We start from the raw sequence: 18,485 nt of genomic DNA, 5'->3' as shown, positions 1-18,485 counted from the left end.
ACTCCCGATTAGAATGTACGTGGTGCTGGTGGAATTGCATCAACAGTCAACGGTTTGAAGCGAACTGGCTTATATTCCAAACGGTTATCTGATGAATACCATAACGTATGTTTCATCCACTCATCATCACGGCGACCGTATGAATAAGTTGGGTGATCAGCTGGTAATTCATAATCAACTACCGTATGCGCACCACGACACTCTTTACGCGCAGCAGCTGAAATCAAAGTTGCTTTTGCAACTTCATACAAGTTTTCAACTTCAAGTGCTTCAACACGCGCAGTATTAAATACTCTAGATTTATCTTTCAAGTAAATATTACGAACACGTGGCTCAAGAGCAAGAATCTCTTTTACACCCTTATCAAGCAATGCTTGAGTACGGAATACACCAGCGTGGTCTTGAACGATATCACGAATCGTGTCAGCAACTTCTTGAGCGTTTTCGCCAGAAGTTGAATCATCCAACTTACGTACACGAGCTAATGTTTGCTCTAATACATCTGTTGGAAGTGGCGCATATTCATCACCATGATGCTTAGTTACGTAATCGATAATGTGCTCACCAGCAGCTTTACCAAATACAACCAAGTCAAGAAGTGAGTTAGTACCTAAACGGTTTGCACCATGTACTGATACACAAGAACATTCGCCAATTGCATAGAACCCTTTTACAGGTTTAGTGTAGTTGTCCGTACCCACTTCAGGTAAGCACACTTGACCATGCATATTCGTAGGAATACCACCCATTTGATAATGGATTGTTGGTACTACAGGAATCGCTTCTTTTGTAATATCAACGTTTGCGAATTTTTTACCAATCTCAAATACAGATGGTAAACGCTTCATGATTGTTTCAGCACCCAAGTGAGTCATATCAAGTAAGATATAATCACCTTTTGGACCACAACCACGACCTTCTTTAATTTCTTGGTCCATAGAACGTGAAACGAAGTCACGTGGAGCCAAGTCTTTTAAAGTCGGTGCATAACGTTCCATGAACGGTTCGCCGTCTTTATTACGAAGGATTGCACCTTCACCACGACAACCTTCGGTCAACAATACACCAGCGCCCGCAACACCCGTTGGGTGGAATTGCCAGAACTCCATATCTTGCAATGGAATACCAGCACGAGCAGCCATACCAAGACCGTCACCAGTGTTGATATAAGCATTTGTTGATGCACGGTAAACACGACCAGCACCACCAGTAGCAAATAATGTCGCTTTTGCTTGGAATACTGAAATGTTACCAGTTTCTTGGTCAATCGCTGTTACACCAAGAACATCACCAGCTTCGTTACGGATCAAATCAAGAGCGATCCACTCAACAAAGAATTGAGTACCCATTTTCACGTTGCTTTGATAAAGCGTATGCAATAATGCATGACCTGTACGGTCCGCAGCTGCACAAGCACGTGGAACTGGTTTATCACCATAGTTAGCAGAGTGACCACCGAACGGACGTTGGTAAATTGTACCATCAGCGTTACGGTCAAACGGCATACCCATGTGTTCAAGTTCATACACAACTTTTGGCGCTTCACGACACATAAATTCAATTGCGTCTTGGTCACCTAACCAGTCAGAACCTTTTACTGTATCGTAAAAATGGAAATGCCAGTTATCTTCTTGCATATTACCTAACGACGCACCGATACCACCTTGAGCAGCTACAGTGTGCGAACGTGTCGGGAAAACTTTAGTCAGTACAGCAACTTTCAAACCCGCTTGAGCGAGTTGGTAAGATGCACGCATACCAGAACCACCACCACCAACGATAACTGCATCGAAAGTGAGGTTTTGAATATTTGAATAATCTTCTTTAGGGGTTATCGCGCCCATGATGTCTTCCTATCAATTCGCCCAGAAAATCTGGATACCCCAGATTGCGTACACAAACACTGCAATAATGACAGCCGTCGTCAGTACAAGGCGTAAACCTTTCGCTGAAGGACCCATTTGACGAGTAGTGACATAGTCAGTAAAAACTTGCCACATACCAATCCATGCGTGTGCGATAAGCGATAAAATTGCCAATAAAGAAAAAATCTTCATTGGTAATGTCATCATGAAACCAGCCCATTGTTGATAGTCAAATCCGCCTTTGCAGAGAATCCAACCCAAAAGAACAACAGTATAGGCTGCTAGTACAACCGCACTTACACGCTGGATAAACCAATCACGAGAACCTGAACCAGTTAAACCTGTAGCACTTTTCATTAGAACATAATCCATACAAAGGCTGCGATAATAGCTACCACAGATAAGATCAATGAAATTGTCGCTGCAATACGACCACTTTGCAGTTCTTCAGCAAAACCTAAATCTGCAAGTAAGTGCTTCACTCCAGCAATAAAGTGGAATAATAAGCCGGCTACAAATACCCAAACGATAAAACGTACAAGGATATTTCCAAACACGACATTTTTAACGTAGTCAAATCCTTCTGGTGAAGATAATGATTTATCTAAAATCCATAATAGAACTGGTACTAATAAGAAAACGATGACACCTGATAAACGGTGTAAAATTGATGCAATAGCCACGGGTGAGCGTAAATTTACCGCTAACACCTGACCCATGGACAAATTGACAGGTCTGTTGCTTTTCACAGCGGGCATCCTGTAGGTAGAAACTCCGACCGGAGTTTGTTGAATTAATTCCAAGGAAAGCTGGCATTGTTAGGCAAGCATAGCTCATGCCTAACCTATAAACGACACTGAATTATAAAACGCGAAGTATCAAAATACAAACAATCCACTTTCCCATTTAAGCAAAAAACAATTAAATAAGAATCATTCACAATGATATCACCCTATTAACCCTATTAAAAAGGTATACATAGTTCCACCATGTTATTGTTTAAAATAACTTTTTATTTAATTTCATTTTTTCTGAAATTTCTTTCAAATAAGTAAGTTTTAGACTAAAGATAAAGTTATAAATTCATCATATAAATAGAAAAATGTTAGTAACTCCTCATATTTTCAATAAAAGCTACAATTCAAATAAGTGAACGTACTTATATTCAACCCAAATCAGTCAATCTAAAATACATTTTAGAAAGCAATTTTTACTGCGAATAAGAGTTTTTATTATTTTAATGCAGTTCAATTAGCTATTTTTTATACAATTAAACTTAAAAAAACAGCAATATTCTTTGTTACAACTAAATAAAAATAGAGTTTTTTTTGATTGGCAATTTGAAATTACACCATGAGTTTTATGATTTTTTTAATTGGATTGGCATTTTCTACCGACTTGTCATTTTTAATCTTGATTTTAAAATTTGCTTACAATTGTACTCATACTTCATTTTTTTTCTGCACGTTCTTGTTGAATTGACTTATTATACCATCCCGATGCAGTGATTTTACTGACTTTTTTGCTCGGGTCTTGATGACTAACTCTCTGTGGGATCGTCATTTTTTATCCATAAGTATAATTGACAAAATTTCAGTACTCACTAATCTTATAGCAAATTTTGACACCGTCTGATTCGCACATGAGAACATTAGGATTTCGGGTCAGATCAACATTCACCAGGACAGGAGATCTATTGAATGTCTGAAGCAAATGGCAAAAAAGCCGTATTACATCTTGATGGCAAAGAAATTGGATTACCAATCTACAGTGGCACTTTAGGTCCAGATGTAATTGATGTCAGCAGCATATTGAAAGAAGGTCATTTTACTTTCGATCCTGGTTTTATGGCGACAGCTGCATGCGAGTCTAAAATTACGTTCATTGATGGTGACAAAGGTATTTTATTACACCGCGGCTACCCAATTGATCAGTTAGCAACTCAAGCAGACTATCTTGAAACTTGTTATTTATTATTAAATGGCGAGCTCCCAACTGCTGAACAAAAAACAGAGTTTGATGCCAAAGTTCGTGCTCATACTATGGTTCACGATCAAGTTAGCCGTTTCTTCAATGGTTTCCGTCGTGATGCCCACCCTATGGCAATCATGGTTGGTGTTGTTGGTGCATTATCTGCGTTCTATCACAACAACCTTGACATTGAAGACATCAATCACCGTGAAATCACTGCGATTCGTCTCATTGCAAAAATTCCAACACTTGCTGCTTGGAGTTACAAATACACAGTAGGTCAACCATTCATCTATCCACGTAATGACTTAAATTACGCGGAAAACTTCTTACACATGATGTTTGCTACCCCTGCTGACCGTGATTACAAAGTAAATCCTGTTCTTGCTCGTGCAATGGATCGTATCTTCACGCTTCATGCTGATCACGAACAAAATGCTTCGACATCTACAGTACGTCTTGCTGGCTCTACTGGTGCAAACCCATACGCATGTATCTCTTCAGGTATTTCTGCGCTTTGGGGACCTGCTCACGGTGGTGCAAATGAAGCTGTACTTAAAATGCTTGATGAAATCGGTAGTGTAGAAAACGTTGCCGAGTTCATGGAAAAAGTAAAACGTAAAGAAGTTAAACTCATGGGCTTCGGTCACCGTGTGTACAAAAACTTCGACCCACGTGCAAAAGTCATGAAACAAACTTGTGACGAAGTTCTTGAAGCATTAAATATCAATGATCCTCAATTAGCGCTTGCTATGGAACTTGAGCGTATTGCATTGAACGACCCGTACTTCGTTGAACGTAAACTTTACCCTAACGTAGACTTCTACTCAGGTATCATCCTTAAAGCGATTGGTATCCCAACAGAAATGTTTACGGTAATCTTTGCACTTGCACGTACAGTAGGTTGGATTAGCCACTGGTTAGAAATGCACAGTGCACCATACAAAATTGGTCGCCCTCGCCAGCTTTATACTGGTCCGACTCAGCGCGATATCAAACGTTAATATTCGAAAGAAAATTAATGATAAAAAAGCTGCCTTCTGGCAGCTTTTTTATTGAGGTATCTTCAATTCAATCTACAAACTTATTCTTCATCAAACACACTTAATAAGTGATGACTAATTCCATCAGCTCTCAACCAAGCCAACTCATAACTCGCTTTAGCTAAAGCTAAAACGCGCCTTTCGAATTCAACCCATATTGTTTTGACTTGAGGCTCTGAAATACCCAAACCACTTTCTGTTGCCAGATGCTTATTTTTCTCACATATTTTCAAGGCATGATACAGTTTGCGGCCTTTGCTCGCCCCTTCCATTAACCGAACACGTTTACTTAAAATAAATCCTTCTACATGCTGCAAGTTCGCATGAGGTAACATGGGCACTAGGATTTGATTCAACTGATCATCTAAACGCCTCCATACAGCCAAACGTTGCTCTGCTGTATAAGTATTCCATTGAATCACTTCATGGTTAAAACGACGACAACCACGGCAAACCTGATCACCAAAAACTGTTGAACAACGCCCTGCACATGGGGTGAGAGAGAGCATTCGATGATCACTACTCAAAACCGACTCCTTAAATAAACCATAAACTTTTTATGGTTTTCTCGCTTATTACAACTTTTCGCGCTAAAATATGCGCCTTAAATTTCTATCTTAATACATTTGGAGTTTTCCATGAACGCTACTGTAGAACAGCTTGCACCTGTAGAACAGCAAGCGACCGCGGGTTGGGTTGTTGCAGCACTATATCAATTTAAAGAAGTTCAAGATCCTGCCGATCTTCAACAACGTTTATTAGACTTAGTGAAAACAATCAACCTTTGCGGAACTCTGATTGTAGCAGGTGAAGGAATTAATGGTACTGTTGCCGGCGACCGTGTAGCAATTGATAGTCTCTATCAATTTTTACTCAATGAAGGTTTTGCCTCTATGGAATATAAGGAATCTCATAGCTCTGACAAACCTTTCCGTAAAATGAAAATTAAACTTAAAGAAGAAATTGTGACTTTAGGTGTTGAAGTTAAACCCCGTGACTTAGTGGGCCATTACCTTGATCCAAAAGAATGGAATGATTTAATTGCACGTGATGATGTAATTTTAATCGATACGCGTAATGATTATGAATATAAGGCAGGTACTTTCAAAGGTGCTATCGACCCTAAAACTGAAACATTCCGAGAATTTCCAGAATACGTTAAAAAAGAATTAGAACAGCATAAAGATAAAAAAATTGCGATGTTCTGTACAGGTGGCATTCGCTGTGAAAAATCAACCTCTCTACTTCTTCAAGAAGGATTTACAGAGGTTTATCACCTTAAAGGCGGTATTCTTAAATATTTAGAAGAAACCCCTGCCGATGAAAGTTTATGGGAAGGTGAATGTTTTGTTTTTGATGGCCGGACTGCTGTAACTCATGGCGTTGAAGAAGGCGTAAATGTTAAATGTCATGCTTGTGGCTGGCCATTAACTCCAGAAGAGTCTGCTCTACCAAGCTATGAACATGGTGTTTCTTGTGTGTATTGCATCGACAAGACAACCGAAAAGCAAAAAGCTGGCTTCCGTATGCGCCAGTCACAAATTGCGGCTGCAAAACGTAAACGTTTATAAGTCACTATAACTAGTTTTCCGAAGGCACTTAAATTTTTAAGTGCCTTTTTATCTTTATATAAGTAATTTATCGCAATAAAAAACGCCCTAGAAAGGACGTTATTTACTTAATTTTTAAATTTTAATTTGGCGTATGATACATCAAGTATAATTCATTCAAATTATCTGGGATTTCTTCTGCCAGTTCATCCATTAACTGTCCATTACGACGGAAAGATTCCATCTGTGGATCTTCTTCATCAATTCCACTAAATACCATCATTGGTAAAGTTAAATCAATTAATTGTTCTTCATATTCAGGTGCAAACCATGCCTCTTCATTTAAGAACATTGCATCAACAAATCCCACACTCCAGTCGCCTAAGCTAGACTCAACATCAGCTTCTTCAACTTCAAATGGAAATGCAATTCCATTTTCATTTGCTAAATCTTGTCGAATTGACTCTAACCACGCCTTGATTTGCTGAATAATTTCAGCAGGAACCTTCTTATGGTTATTATCAAACAGCTCATCTAACCAACGGTCAAACTGAGGGCCTACTGCAATTGCACACAGAAAACCATGAGTTGCAGCGAAATCTAGACCATACTCATTGTGGTCTCCATCTAGATATTCACTTAATTGGTCTAAATCTAACGCACTCATTGTGTTACCTGACTATAAAAAAGAAATCTACGATAGCATAGCATTTAAGCTGACGATGCCCTATTCAGATTTGATTAGTCTTCATCATCAAGATCATCATCGTCTAAATCATAATCAAAATCTTTCAACTCACGCTCTAAACGGCGTTGAGCTAATAGATCATCGATTAATCTACGTTTTTCTAATGATTCTTTCGCAGTGATTTTGCCTGATGACTCATCAAAACCGACATCATCATCATCACCGTAGTTATCATCTAGTTCAAAATCTGTAGAAGACACTAAAACTACCTCTAATGAAAAAATGTGAATGGGTCTAGGCGCTATTTATCTCTCTTACAGAACCATGTCAAGTTTTATTTATATTTTTTTCATTAAACTGCATATTTGTACTTTTTTTCACCCAAAAAATTGTGTATTTATAAAACTGAACTATTTTTTTGATCAAGAAAAAATTCTATGATCTTTTCGATGATTTAAGCTTGAAAAAAATGATTTTAGCCCAATATCCAAAAAACAGACGTGAATTCAAAGATATTTTTTATTTAACGGTTACCGATCAAATCCAAAATATTTCAAGTAAATTGTGCTATCATGCACGGTTTTTCACTGCCACAGATTCAACGAAGAGTAAGCAAAGATGAGCGATATGCATTCCCCTACTTCTCAAGTAGCGGCTCTGATTAGCCGAGGCAAAGAACAAGGTTACTTAACTTACGCTGAGGTTAACGATCATCTGCCGGACTCGATTACTGAAAGCGAACAGATTGAAGACATTATTCAAATGCTTCAAGACGTTGGTATTCCTGTACACGAGCGTGCACCTGAATCTGACGATACCATGTTCGGTGAGTCAACTGACACAGCCGATGAAGTTGCTGAAGAAGAAGCTGCTGCCGTACTTGCATCGGTTGAAAATGAGCCTGGACGTACGACAGACCCTGTACGTATGTACATGCGTGAAATGGGTACAGTTGAACTGTTAACCCGTGAAGGTGAAATCAGCATTGCAAAACGTATTGAAGAAGGGATTCGTGATGTCCTTAATTCAATTGCGTACTGGCCAAATGCTGTTGAAGTTGTATTAAAAGAATATAATGATTTCTTGACTGGCGAACGTCGCCTTGCCGATATTTTATCTGGCTATCTTGATCCAGAAACTGACGAAGATATTCCTGAAGTTCTAGAAGAAGAAACAGAACTTGAGGAAGAAGAAGCGCCAGCTGCACCAGCAAAAGAAGTTAAGCTTGACGATGATGAAGAAGATGAAGAGTCAGAAAGCGACGATGATTCTGAAGGTGAGTCTGGCCCAGATCCTGAAGTTGCAAAAGTTCGTTTTAATGAACTTGAAGCTGCATGGACTAAAACAAAAGCTATTATTGAGAAACATGGCCGTAACAGCCCAGAAGCAGATGATGCTTTAGAAGCGTTAGCTACTGTGTTCATGATGTTTAAATTTACACCACGTTTATTTGACATCATCTCTGAAATGATTCGTGGTACACATGAACAAATTCGCGCTAACGAACGTGAAGTTATGCGTTACGCAGTTCGTCGTGGCCGTATGGATCGCACTCAATTCCGTACATCTTTCCCTAAGCAAGAATCTAATCCAGCTTGGTTAGATGAACAGATTGCTAAAGCTCCTGCTGAGATCAAGGCGCATTTAGAAAAGGTTCGTCCAGATGTTTTAGCATTCCAGCAAAAGATTGCAGATATTGAGAAAGAACTTAATTTAAGCGTTGCTGAAATTAAAGATATTTCTAAGCGTATGGCAATTGGCGAAGCGAAAGCACGCCGTGCTAAGAAAGAAATGGTAGAAGCCAACCTTCGTTTGGTAATTTCGATTGCGAAGAAATATACCAACCGTGGTTTACAGTTCCTTGACTTGATTCAAGAAGGGAACATTGGTTTGATGAAAGCAGTAGACAAGTTTGAATATCGTCGTGGTTATAAATTCTCGACTTATGCAACTTGGTGGATTCGTCAGGCGATTACCCGCTCGATTGCCGATCAGGCTCGTACAATCCGTATTCCTGTGCATATGATTGAAACGATTAACAAGATCAACCGTGTATCTCGTCAATTGTTACAAGAAATGGGCCGTGAACCGACACCTGAAGAATTAGGTGAACGTTTAGAAATGGACGAAGTTAAAGTTCGTAAGGTACTTAAAATTGCCAAAGAACCAATTTCAATGGAAACTCCAATTGGTGATGATGAAGATTCGCATCTTGGTGATTTCATTGAAGACCAAAACATCACTTCTCCAATTGATGCTGCAACTTCAGAAGGCTTAAAAGAAGCAACACGTGAAGTACTTGAAAACTTAACTGAACGTGAAGCAAAAGTCTTGAAGATGCGTTTTGGTATTGATATGCCAACCGATCATACACTAGAAGAAGTGGGTAAGCAGTTTGACGTAACACGTGAACGTATTCGTCAGATTGAAGCGAAAGCGTTGCGTAAATTGCGCCACCCTTCTCGTTCTGAACACTTACGTTCTTTCTTAGAAAATGACTAATACGAGAGATAATGAGGAGGACTTGAACTTCTAGAGTTCACCCCCATTTTATCAACAAGATCATAAAACGCCTGCACTCATGCAGGCGTTTCAAATTAAAACTAAGAGGTTACTTATGACAGATCGTACCCCTTCTCGTGAGTTACAAGAACATCTTTGGGTTTTCCCGATGGATTATCCAATCAAATTGATCGGTAACGCGGGTGATGAACTGCGTGAAGCTGTTGTTGATATTTTGAAAAAGCATTTCCCAGAATTTGATGCTGCATCATTAAAAATCCAGCCATCAAGTAAAGGCACATACGATTCAATTACGGCTCAGTTGCGCTTTGATGAACTAGAGCAAGTACATGCCTTGTATGCAGATCTCGCGGCCTGCCCTCTTATTAAAACGGCACTTTAAATTTAATGATGCCACGATATAAATTTATACCGTGGCATTTTTTGTTTTAACTCAACATTAAAAAATATTCTTCTTAGAAAATAACTACAAATATTTAAAATCACTCAAGTAAAATACTTTAAACTTATGAAGAGCATGCATCTATTCCTCTAAAGTTCTGAGACCCTTCTGTTTAATATTATATGCAGGAAATATTTAATGAGCCTTGATAAACCCAACTTGATCATTCGCCAATGGAACGATTTACAAGATTATCAAAGCAAATTTGAAACCATGAAACTCTTAACAAATGAGCGTGATCAAAATACGCCTGATGAGCTATGGTTACTTCAACATCATAATGTCTTAACTCAAGGCCAAGCTGGTAAACCAGAACATATCCTAATTTCATCAGACATTCCTGTAGTACAAACTGACCGTGGTGGGCAAGTGACTTGGCATGGTCCAGGTCAACTCGTCGCTTACTTCATGTTTGATCTTAATCGTCTAAAATGGAACGTACGTACATTGGTCAGTTTTGCTGAACAATTTATGATAGATGTTTTGAAAAAGTATGGAATTGAAGCTTATGCCAAGCCTGATGCCCCTGGGGTATATGTAGATGGCCGCAAAATTGGTTCCTTAGGTTTTAAAATTCGTCGTGGCCGTAGTTATCATGGATTAGCTCTAAATCTGGACTGTGCCTTAACAGGATTCCAAACCATCAATCCTTGCGGCTATGCAGGCTTAGAAATGGTACGTATACAAGATTTAGTGACTCCTTATCCATCATTTGGTCAACTTTGTCAGGACTTTATTGAGTATATTAATAGCACTGGGTACTTTAATGACCCTAAAGTCAAATATGAATAAATCGCTTTGCGATGAAATAAAAATGGATTAGAGTAATTACTCTAAATTTGCTTTCGCATAATTTTAACAAGGGATACGCGAGTGATTTCGACAAAAGCGGTAAAGCCGACTCTGCAACTTGCCTACGTTAAGCTCATGATGGATGTTATTGGTCGTGGCTTAGTCATGGCGAGTCAAGTGGACAATGAAATACAAGAGGAAGTATCTAAATTTCCTGTTCACTTTGTACTTTCAATGAATGTTTTCCCAAATGGACCAGCATTTTTTGCTCGAGTGACAGAAGACAAACAGTTAGAGCTACTTGAAAGAGCTGAAAAAAAACCAGACTTAACGATTACATTCAAACATGTCACTCATGCCTTTTTAGTGTTTTCTTTTCAAGAAAGTACTGCTCAGGCATTTGCCAATGACCGAATGATTGCCGATGGTGATGTATCTGCTGCTATCCGCTTGGTACGCTGCCTAAATAAAATGGAATCTCTTATTTTACCTAAATTGGTTGCTTCCTTAGCAGTCAAAGAATACCCAACCGAACTTACCCTAAAAGAAAAATTCAACGAGGCTGCAAATATTTACTTAAAAGTAGCCAAGTCCTATTTCAAGCGGAGCGCATAACATGGCCAAACCATATTACGAATTTTTTTGTCCTGTAAAAGTCATTGCTGGTAATGCTGCGCTAGAACATATTCCGTTTGAGCTTGCGACTTTAGGTGCAAAACGACCTCTTATCATTACTGATAAGGGTGTTCGTGCAAATGGGTTATTAAATCCGATTGAAGCTGCATTTAGTACAACTGATGCTGTTATTGGTCATGTTTTTGATGATGTACCACCTGACTCTAGTTTAGAAGTTGTTCGTCTTGCAGCAGAAGCTTATCGCACAAACAAATGTGATGCGATTATTGCTGTAGGTGGCGGTTCAGTTATAGACACATCTAAAGCAACCAACATTTTGGTGTCTGAAGGTGGAAATGACTTATTGCAATATGCAGGTGCTCATAACCTACCGAAGCCATTAAAACCATTTTTTGTGATTCCAACAACTTCGGGTACTGGCTCAGAAGTGACTATGGTTGCTGTAGTTTCAGATACACAAAAGAATGTTAAGTTAGCATTCGCTTCTTATTATTTAATGCCACATGCTGCAATTTTAGATCCACGCATGACGCTTACATTGCCTCCTCATTTAACTGCAATGACAGGTATGGATGCTTTAACCCATTGTGTTGAAGCATATACATGTATGGCTGCCAATCCATTGAGTGATGCTTATGCAAGTGCAGGAATTAAAAAGATCAGTGAAAATCTATTTAATGTCTTAGAAAACCCAAATGATGCTCAAGGCCGTTTAGAGCTAGCTCAAGCCTCTACAATGGCTGGTATTGCATTTTCTAACTCAATGGTCGGCCTAGTTCACTCTCTGGGGCATGCTTTAGGTGCTGTTGCTCACCTGCCCCACGGTTTATGCATGAATTTATTCTTACCATATGTGCTTGAATATAATAAACAAGTAAATGGTCAGAAAATTGGCGAGTTACTATTACCACTCGCTGGCGCAGATATTTATGCACAAACTCCAGCAAGCCAGCGTGCAGATAGAGCAATTACGACTATCTTAGCAATGCGTGATCGCCTATTTACTTTAACAAAGTTACCACGCACTTTACGTGAAACAGGTAAAGTAACTGAGGCACAGCTTGATGAAGTTGCAGAAAAAGCACTAAATGATGGCTCAATTATTTACAACCCGAAAGAAGCAAGCTTAAAAGATATCCGAGATATCTTAGAAAAAGCTTGGTAATTCGATAAGTTAAACTCCAAAAAGCATCATAAAGGTCTGATTTATATATTAAATCAGACCTTTTTTACGAATAAGAATTTTTATTCATTATTTTATTTGGAATATATGGCAAAAAATTTGCTAAAAAATAGATGAAAGTACTGACAATTTATATCAATTTAGGATAGATTGGCGCACTTTATCTTTTTCTGTAGGGGGGATCGTTCGTCTCAAACGATCCTTAACACCAAGCTGATCCTTGATCAACGATTATGAGGATAACGCCGTTGACAAATTTATCTGGGACTAAACCAACAGCTAAGCTTCAAAAGAATCTTGTGCTTTGGCATATTGTTATTATTGGTTTAGCTTACATTCAGCCATTAACGTTATTTGATACTTTTGGTTTAGTGTCAGAACGAAGTGGTGGTCATGTACCAACTTCCTACATTTTTGCATTAGTCGCAATCTTATTAACATCGATCAGTTATGGACATATGATTAAGCGCTACCCTTCTTCTGGGTCGGCCTATACATATGCTCAAAAATCAATTCATCCTAATGTTGGCTTTATGGTGGGTTGGTCTTCTTGGTTAGACTATCTACTGTCACCGCTTGTTAATATTATCTTGGCAGATATTTACCTAAGAGCTCTTTTTCCAGAAGTAAATAACTGGTTATGGGTGATTGGTTTAACAACTCTCATGACTGTTATTAACTTATTTGGTGCACGATTTGTCGCACGTTTTAACAGTACGATCGTTGTTATTCAGCTTGGCGTAATTTTTTATTTCGTTTATCAGGTATACATTCTACTTACTCAAGGTGTATATGCAGATGGAACTTTAAATCCAGATAAAGCGGCATTGTGGTCATTAACTCCTTTTTGGAACGATATGACGTCTGTCAGTTCTTTAATTGCTGGCGCTACCGTACTCTGCTTCTCTTTTACTGGTTTTGATGCTTTATCTTCTCTTGCTGAAGAAACAAAAGATGCAGAAAAAACGCTACCAAAAGCTATTTTTTCTACAGCATTACTTGCAGGTATTATTTTCATTGTAAGTACTTACTTCATTCAATTATATTTCCCAAGTAACCCAAACACTTACTTTAATCCTCTAGATGAATCACAACCTGTGATGGTCGCTGCGATTGGTAGTTTGATGTTTAAAACTTTGGTTTTATATTTTGCTGTAGTAGCTGTGATGGCATCAGGTATTTCTGCCCATGCGGGTGTATCACGTTTAATGTATGTGATGGGACGCGATGGAGTTATCAACAAGAAATTATTTGGTCATATCAGTCCAAAATTGCACACTCCAACTTACAATATTCTTATTGTTGGTGTAGTTGCGTTATCTGCTGGCTTTTTAGATCTTGAGCATATTGTTAACTTAATTAGTTTTGGTGCCTTAACTGCTTTTAGTTTTGTTAACTTCTCTGTGATTTCTCGTTATGCATTAAGAGATGGCAAGAATAAAACGCTTAAAGACATCATTAATTATATTGTTATACCAACGCTTGGTTTTGCCAGTGTGTTTATGATGTGGTTAGAGATTGATAAGCTTGCCTTACAAATTGGCTTAGCTTGGGCTGTTATTGGTGTAGGTTATCTTGCCTATAAAACCAAAGGCTTCAAATATAATGCTCCGCAACATAACGAGCATGAGTAATAAAAAAGGCGCTTAAAGCGCCTTTTTTATGGTCAAATTAACCGTAAATTTTATTCACAATGCTTTGTACACGTTGAGCATAAACTTTTGCTGTTTCCAGATCGCCTGTCGGAATTTCGTCCACACTTGCATCTGAAGGCGATTGAACTAAAAGCCCTACTGAACCGCCTAAGTTGTTTACATCTTCACGTGTTGCGGTTTTTGTATTTGCTGGTAATAAACCAAGACTCACCCAAATCCCACCATGTTGTGCTGCTAAAGTTTGTAATTGGATAAGAGTTACTTGCTTATCCCCATTTAAGCTCGCGCTGTTTGTAAAACCTGCAAATACTTTATCTTGCCAGCCACGTGTAAACCATACTTTTGAAGTTGCATCAGCGAACTTTTTAAACTGCCATGGTGCTGTACCCATATAAGTCGGAGCACCAAAAACAATCCCCTTCGCATCATTTAATGTCTGCCAATCTTGATCAGTAATATTTCCTTCCTGATCAATTTGAATGAGCTGAGCATTAATCTCGTTTGCAAACGTTTCAGCCACGACTTTAGTGTGGCCATAACCAGAGAAATATACAACCGCGATATTAGAGTTAGACATGGGAGCAAACCTTTGTTTTATTAAATTCCACTTTATGATATATTTTAGAAACTAGGTGTCAATTAGTTACTAGTTGGTAACTAGGGTAATTTTTCAAAAAATTATAGGTAAATGGTATGAATGAATGTCTAAAATATAATATTTTTCAACAACATTGCCCTGCTCGTCTATTTTTTGAAAAAATTGCAGATAAATGGGTTTTATTGATTTTAAATGTTCTTGAAGAAGAAACTCAGCACTTCAATTTGCTCAAAAAGAATATTCAAGGCATTTCCCCTAAGGTCTTATCACAGAAGTTAAAAATGCTGGAAAGAGACGGTTTCATCGAACGTAAAATCCAGAATACATCCCCTATTCGCGTTGATTACTCACTTACTTCTTTAGGGCAAAATGTAGCTTCAATGGCGTTCCAATTAAAGGAATGGGCCGAAACCAATATTGAACAGGTTTTAGCAGCCCAAATAACTTATGATGAAAAAGTGCTAGAGCAAGCTTAACTCATGCTTTCTTTAAAATTTTATTGAACTTTATCGATTAGGCTTTGTTCTTATCTTAAAGATGACTCAACTTAATTGATTTTAATCGGATCAGGTGGCGCACTTATTTTAAATTGAATCGTTAAAGGTTCGCATTGTTTTAACTCCTGATTATTTTTCAAATAAGTACTTTCCAGACCATATTTCCAAGTACCATTCATGACTTCAAATGCGGGATAATTGACAATAAAAGTTTTTGTTTCAGCAGGTTGATACTCATATATTTGAGTCTCTTTACAATCATTTTCCGGATAAGAACGTTTGGTATTTCCAAGTAAATAGAGTTCTAAAGGTACATGACAAGCGGGTTGTCGTTCTTGTATTTTTTCTAAGCCCATATTCGTTTGAGTAATCTGTAAAGCAAGAGTACCGTTCAAAGTTAATTGCTGTGCGTATTTAAAAACTGTTTCTTTTTCAATTGGTTCTCTTGTTACATTATTAAGAAATTCTAATTTACGATGTAAGCCATTACAGTCATCTTCACTTGGTGCAGGTAACCAAATTTCATTATCTTTTGAGTCACCTTTATCTCCATCGGCGGGGGTTTCATAATCACCTGGTTTACCGGGTTTAGTTGGATATCCTGACCCACCCAAACTGGCACCACCTGCGAATAAATCCTCTCCGCAAGCAGTCAAAAGGCTGCCTATCATAATGAAGCTCATGGATATTATTAATTTTTTATAAGTTGTTTTAGTCATATTGATAAGCTCCGAAACGGAAAGTTTTGGTTGCACCCTCTTTTCCTTCATCGAGTGCACAACGTTCAATGGCTAACTTGAGTACTTGTAGTGATAGATCTTCCCATAAGCGTAAACTTGCTTCTTTGAGTAAAGTGATCGATTCATCTGTTAGTTCATCAGCAAAAATTGCTTGTTCTAAATAGGATTCTTTTTCTGGCTGAAATAAATTATGAACCCCGGCAGCTAAATGTGCCTCTAAGTTATTCGTTAATAATTTTCGAACCTCGAATTGCTCTACATCAGGCATAAAACTTCGCTGCTGTAACGATACAATACCATCTTCTTCTTTCACTATATTTAAACGCTCAAGTTCATTCAAAATAGATCTTGGATGTTTTTCGGTTGAAACTTTCTTTACCAAACTTTCAAAGCTAATCTGATCTTGGCTAATAAAAGGAATTTTTTCTGCTAAGCCCTCTGCAAGCCATAAACCAATCACCCGAGCAGGAACACTCACTGGCTCTGATACTTTTGCTTCAGTTAAAGGCTGCCCAGCCTGTGTCGCTTTTTTAAAAGCACTAACATCTTTACGATGTAAACCAGAAAGTAGACTAACTGCCGAATCAGTAGTTTTTTGATCTATACGTTCTAGCTCAGCTAAAGACTGCTGATAGAAAACGGGTTTTAAAGCAGTAACAAAGTCGTTATATCCAACTCCCGAACGAATTAACCATTGCGTCAGATATTCCATTAACTGCAATACCTGCTTTTGGTTAAGTTCTGCATTATTCGTTTGGAGTGTCGACATAGGTTATCAATTTTCCTTCATCTTTGAAAAACAGTATGAGCTGAGCAATTGTCACACTGAACGGTTTAAGATGCAATTTTCATTCTTAGGCCTCCTTTGGAAACCGATGAACAAAATGATTTGGCGCATTAAAATTGGTAAAAGAAATACTCATTGAAACATCCAGACTTTCTACACTGTGCCACCAACCAATTGGGATAAACAAAGCTTCCCCTGCACTCAAAATACATTCCACTGGAGTAATCGATTTTGCTAAAGGATATTTTTTAAAATCAATTTCATTTGCATTACTCAGCTCACTAAACACCCAATGATCGTTATATAGATGAGGTACTTGCAAAGCCGGAATCAAAGTTACTTTTTTGCGCCCATAAATTTGAACTAACATATTATTCGTTAAATCGTGATGTAAGGGCGTAAAGGTTCCCTTCGGCCCGAACCATAAAAAACTACGCTCATCTTTTAAAGCCAAGTTGCTGTACCCGTCTGCAAAATCGCCTATATCTAAAAATAACTCCTGAAGCATTTTATGACTATTGGTCGCATTATTTGCAGTCATATAGAAATCGTTGCTAGCTTCGACAGACATAACTTTTGATACGAATTCCGACATTTTCATCGTCTGCTTTAACAAAGGAGAATGCCTTTCAAATTGCTCATCTTTATTTCTATTCATTTGAACTTCAACTAAATGCTGGCCAAATCGAGTTGCAAAATATTCAGGTGTCCACTTATGTAAAGCAGGCCAGTGCTCTACCCCTTTTTTCAAAATCACAGGACGATGTTGACTGTAATAATCTTTAATAAAATCTGAGAAGATTGGCGCAGGGATTGAAGGTATTTCTTTACAGTAATTCGAATCTAGCTGGGCCAGTTGGTCTAAAGTTTCTATTAACCACTCACGTTTCTTAAATTGGTGGTGCTTTTTCTTAAGAATTTTATATAACTGATTATTTTCTAAATTACCTAAATATTCTTCTACTTTTTGCCGATGAAGCCCCTGCTCTACTAATCTTTTCACTATTTCCGCAGATGGTACCTCATTCAAAACTTGTTCAATGATCCATTCCTGGTCTTGGTCAGATAAGCTTAGAGAATTCGGCTCACTCGTTTGAAACGTTAACCCAAATCCATTTTCTTTTAAAACATCGACTAATTGCTCAATCGAACATCCTTTTTCTAAATTTTCTTCAAGCCATTTTTTCCATTCAAATGGCAACTGATCAAACCATTTCTGGCTTTGTTGGAATATTTCAATTTGATTATAAGCTGCCATGTTGAACCTTTTTTTCAAATTTGATCTTTACAACTGCATTATAATTGATCTATTTTAAAAATGTTAAATTTTCACATTTTTATAAAAAAAGGGCTTATGTGATGAATAACATAGTAAAAGGAAGCAGCATTGCTTTGATCTTTATAGCATTAAGTGGGTGTGGGTCTGACGATAATGATTCGACACCGACACCGACACCGACACCGACACCAACACCGACACCAACACCAACACCAACACCAACACCAACACCAACA

General features: G+C 38.1%; 19 protein-coding genes and 2 pseudogenes. 11 read left to right on the top strand and 10 right to left on the bottom strand.

Annotated features, from left to right (window positions below; translation table 11 throughout):
• Positions 1–8: 8 nt before the first annotated feature.
• The 3 genes from sdhA to sdhC are packed head-to-tail and all read right to left on the bottom strand — an operon-like array spanning position 9 to position 2,623.
• Positions 9–1,844 carry a succinate dehydrogenase flavoprotein subunit gene (gene sdhA / locus RMB13_RS12915; RefSeq protein WP_005036502.1) on the bottom strand — a complete coding sequence of 612 codons (1,836 nt, stop codon included), beginning with the start codon at positions 1,842–1,844 and terminating at the stop codon, positions 9–11.
• A gap of 12 nt (positions 1,845–1,856) precedes the next feature.
• Complete coding sequence (gene sdhD / locus RMB13_RS12910) at positions 1,857–2,222, bottom strand: succinate dehydrogenase, hydrophobic membrane anchor protein (RefSeq protein ID WP_003655454.1); 366 nt, start codon at positions 2,220–2,222, stop codon at positions 1,857–1,859.
• Positions 2,222–2,623, bottom strand: coding sequence for a succinate dehydrogenase, cytochrome b556 subunit (sdhC, locus tag RMB13_RS12905; RefSeq protein WP_003655453.1), 402 nt, complete (start codon positions 2,621–2,623; stop codon positions 2,222–2,224). The genes sdhD and sdhC overlap by 1 nt, the downstream gene beginning before the upstream one ends.
• A 497-nt stretch (positions 2,624–3,120) precedes the next feature.
• Between sdhC and RMB13_RS21845 the strand changes: the two are divergent.
• Together RMB13_RS21845 and gltA are read left to right on the top strand one after the other, a co-directional pair.
• Positions 3,121–3,222, top strand: a pseudogene (locus RMB13_RS21845) (hypothetical protein); the annotation flags it as partial.
• A 343-nt stretch (positions 3,223–3,565) separates the two neighbouring features.
• The gene (gene gltA / locus RMB13_RS12900; RefSeq protein WP_004789414.1) at positions 3,566–4,840 is read left to right on the top strand and encodes a citrate synthase; all 1,275 of its coding nucleotides are present in this window, start codon (positions 3,566–3,568) and stop codon (positions 4,838–4,840) included.
• An 80-nt stretch (positions 4,841–4,920) separates the two neighbouring features.
• On the opposite strand, the gene RMB13_RS12895 is transcribed toward gltA, so the two are convergent.
• Positions 4,921–5,406, bottom strand: a complete 486-nt coding sequence (locus RMB13_RS12895) for a DUF1289 domain-containing protein (RefSeq protein WP_003655450.1) — start codon at positions 5,404–5,406, stop codon at positions 4,921–4,923.
• 111 nt (positions 5,407–5,517) lie between these two features.
• Here RMB13_RS12895 and RMB13_RS12890 point away from each other — a divergent pair, with 111 nt between their 5' ends.
• Positions 5,518–6,450, top strand: a complete 933-nt coding sequence (locus tag RMB13_RS12890) for a rhodanese-related sulfurtransferase (RefSeq protein WP_005036495.1) — start codon at positions 5,518–5,520, stop codon at positions 6,448–6,450.
• 121 nt (positions 6,451–6,571) lie between these two features.
• Here the strand turns inward: RMB13_RS12890 and RMB13_RS12885 are convergent, their stop codons facing one another.
• A complete protein-coding gene (locus tag RMB13_RS12885) occupies positions 6,572–7,096 on the bottom strand; it encodes a YecA family protein (RefSeq protein ID WP_017389737.1) in 525 nt (174 codons plus the stop codon).
• Positions 7,097–7,170: 74 nt separating this feature from the next.
• The gene (locus RMB13_RS12880; RefSeq protein WP_002116495.1) at positions 7,171–7,377 is read right to left on the bottom strand and encodes a PA3496 family putative envelope integrity protein; all 207 of its coding nucleotides are present in this window, start codon (positions 7,375–7,377) and stop codon (positions 7,171–7,173) included.
• A 358-nt stretch (positions 7,378–7,735) separates the two neighbouring features.
• Between RMB13_RS12880 and rpoD the strand changes: the two genes are divergently transcribed.
• From rpoD to RMB13_RS12850, 6 genes are all read left to right on the top strand, one after another.
• Positions 7,736–9,619, top strand: a complete 1,884-nt coding sequence (gene rpoD, locus RMB13_RS12875) for an RNA polymerase sigma factor RpoD (RefSeq protein ID WP_005036489.1) — start codon at positions 7,736–7,738, stop codon at positions 9,617–9,619.
• Positions 9,620–9,734: 115 nt separating this feature from the next.
• The gene (locus RMB13_RS12870) at positions 9,735–10,022 is read left to right on the top strand and encodes a YbeD family protein (protein ID WP_017392563.1); all 288 of its coding nucleotides are present in this window, start codon (positions 9,735–9,737) and stop codon (positions 10,020–10,022) included.
• 198 nt (positions 10,023–10,220) lie between these two features.
• Complete coding sequence (lipB, locus tag RMB13_RS12865) at positions 10,221–10,874, top strand: lipoyl(octanoyl) transferase LipB (protein WP_017389739.1); 654 nt, start codon at positions 10,221–10,223, stop codon at positions 10,872–10,874.
• Between the two features lie 81 nt (positions 10,875–10,955).
• Positions 10,956–11,489, top strand: coding sequence for a hypothetical protein (locus RMB13_RS12860; RefSeq protein ID WP_003655436.1), 534 nt, complete (start codon positions 10,956–10,958; stop codon positions 11,487–11,489).
• Position 11,490: 1 nt separating this feature from the next.
• Entirely contained in the window at positions 11,491–12,675 is a 1,185-nt protein-coding gene (locus tag RMB13_RS12855; protein ID WP_003655435.1) for an iron-containing alcohol dehydrogenase, read from the top strand.
• Positions 12,676–12,941: 266 nt separating this feature from the next.
• Positions 12,942–14,327: an APC family permease gene (locus RMB13_RS12850; RefSeq protein WP_080632411.1), complete on the top strand. Its 1,386-nt coding sequence runs from the start codon at positions 12,942–12,944 to the stop codon at positions 14,325–14,327.
• 37 nt (positions 14,328–14,364) lie between these two features.
• Here the strand turns inward: RMB13_RS12850 and RMB13_RS12845 are convergent, their stop codons facing one another.
• Positions 14,365–14,925: a flavodoxin family protein gene (locus RMB13_RS12845; protein WP_151743342.1), complete on the bottom strand. Its 561-nt coding sequence runs from the start codon at positions 14,923–14,925 to the stop codon at positions 14,365–14,367.
• Between the two features lie 116 nt (positions 14,926–15,041).
• On the opposite strand from RMB13_RS12845, the gene RMB13_RS12840 reads away from it, so the two are divergent.
• Positions 15,042–15,422: a helix-turn-helix domain-containing protein gene (locus RMB13_RS12840; RefSeq protein WP_005036475.1), complete on the top strand. Its 381-nt coding sequence runs from the start codon at positions 15,042–15,044 to the stop codon at positions 15,420–15,422.
• 71 nt (positions 15,423–15,493) lie between these two features.
• On the opposite strand, the gene RMB13_RS12835 is transcribed toward RMB13_RS12840, so the two are convergent.
• The 3 genes from RMB13_RS12835 to RMB13_RS12825 form a co-directional block, all read right to left on the bottom strand.
• Entirely contained in the window at positions 15,494–16,126 is a 633-nt protein-coding gene (locus tag RMB13_RS12835) for a hypothetical protein (protein WP_132071774.1), read from the bottom strand.
• Between the two features lie 28 nt (positions 16,127–16,154).
• Positions 16,155–16,952 carry a DUF6502 family protein gene (locus tag RMB13_RS12830; RefSeq protein WP_281833166.1) on the bottom strand — a complete coding sequence of 266 codons (798 nt, stop codon included), beginning with the start codon at positions 16,950–16,952 and terminating at the stop codon, positions 16,155–16,157.
• A gap of 85 nt (positions 16,953–17,037) precedes the next feature.
• Positions 17,038–18,228 (bottom strand): cupin-like domain-containing protein, encoded by a 1,191-nt coding sequence (locus tag RMB13_RS12825; protein ID WP_311085425.1) that lies wholly within the window; start codon positions 18,226–18,228, stop codon positions 17,038–17,040.
• Positions 18,229–18,329: 101 nt separating this feature from the next.
• Between RMB13_RS12825 and RMB13_RS12820 the strand changes: the two are divergent.
• Positions 18,330–18,485 (top strand): annotated as a pseudogene (locus RMB13_RS12820) (endoglucanase); the annotation flags it as partial.

It is taken from the genome of Acinetobacter sp. V102_4 (assembly GCF_031799005.1).
In the GTDB taxonomy this organism is placed as follows: Bacteria; Pseudomonadota; Gammaproteobacteria; order Pseudomonadales; family Moraxellaceae; genus Acinetobacter; species Acinetobacter calcoaceticus.
This window is presented reverse-complemented; position numbering and strand designations above follow the sequence as displayed.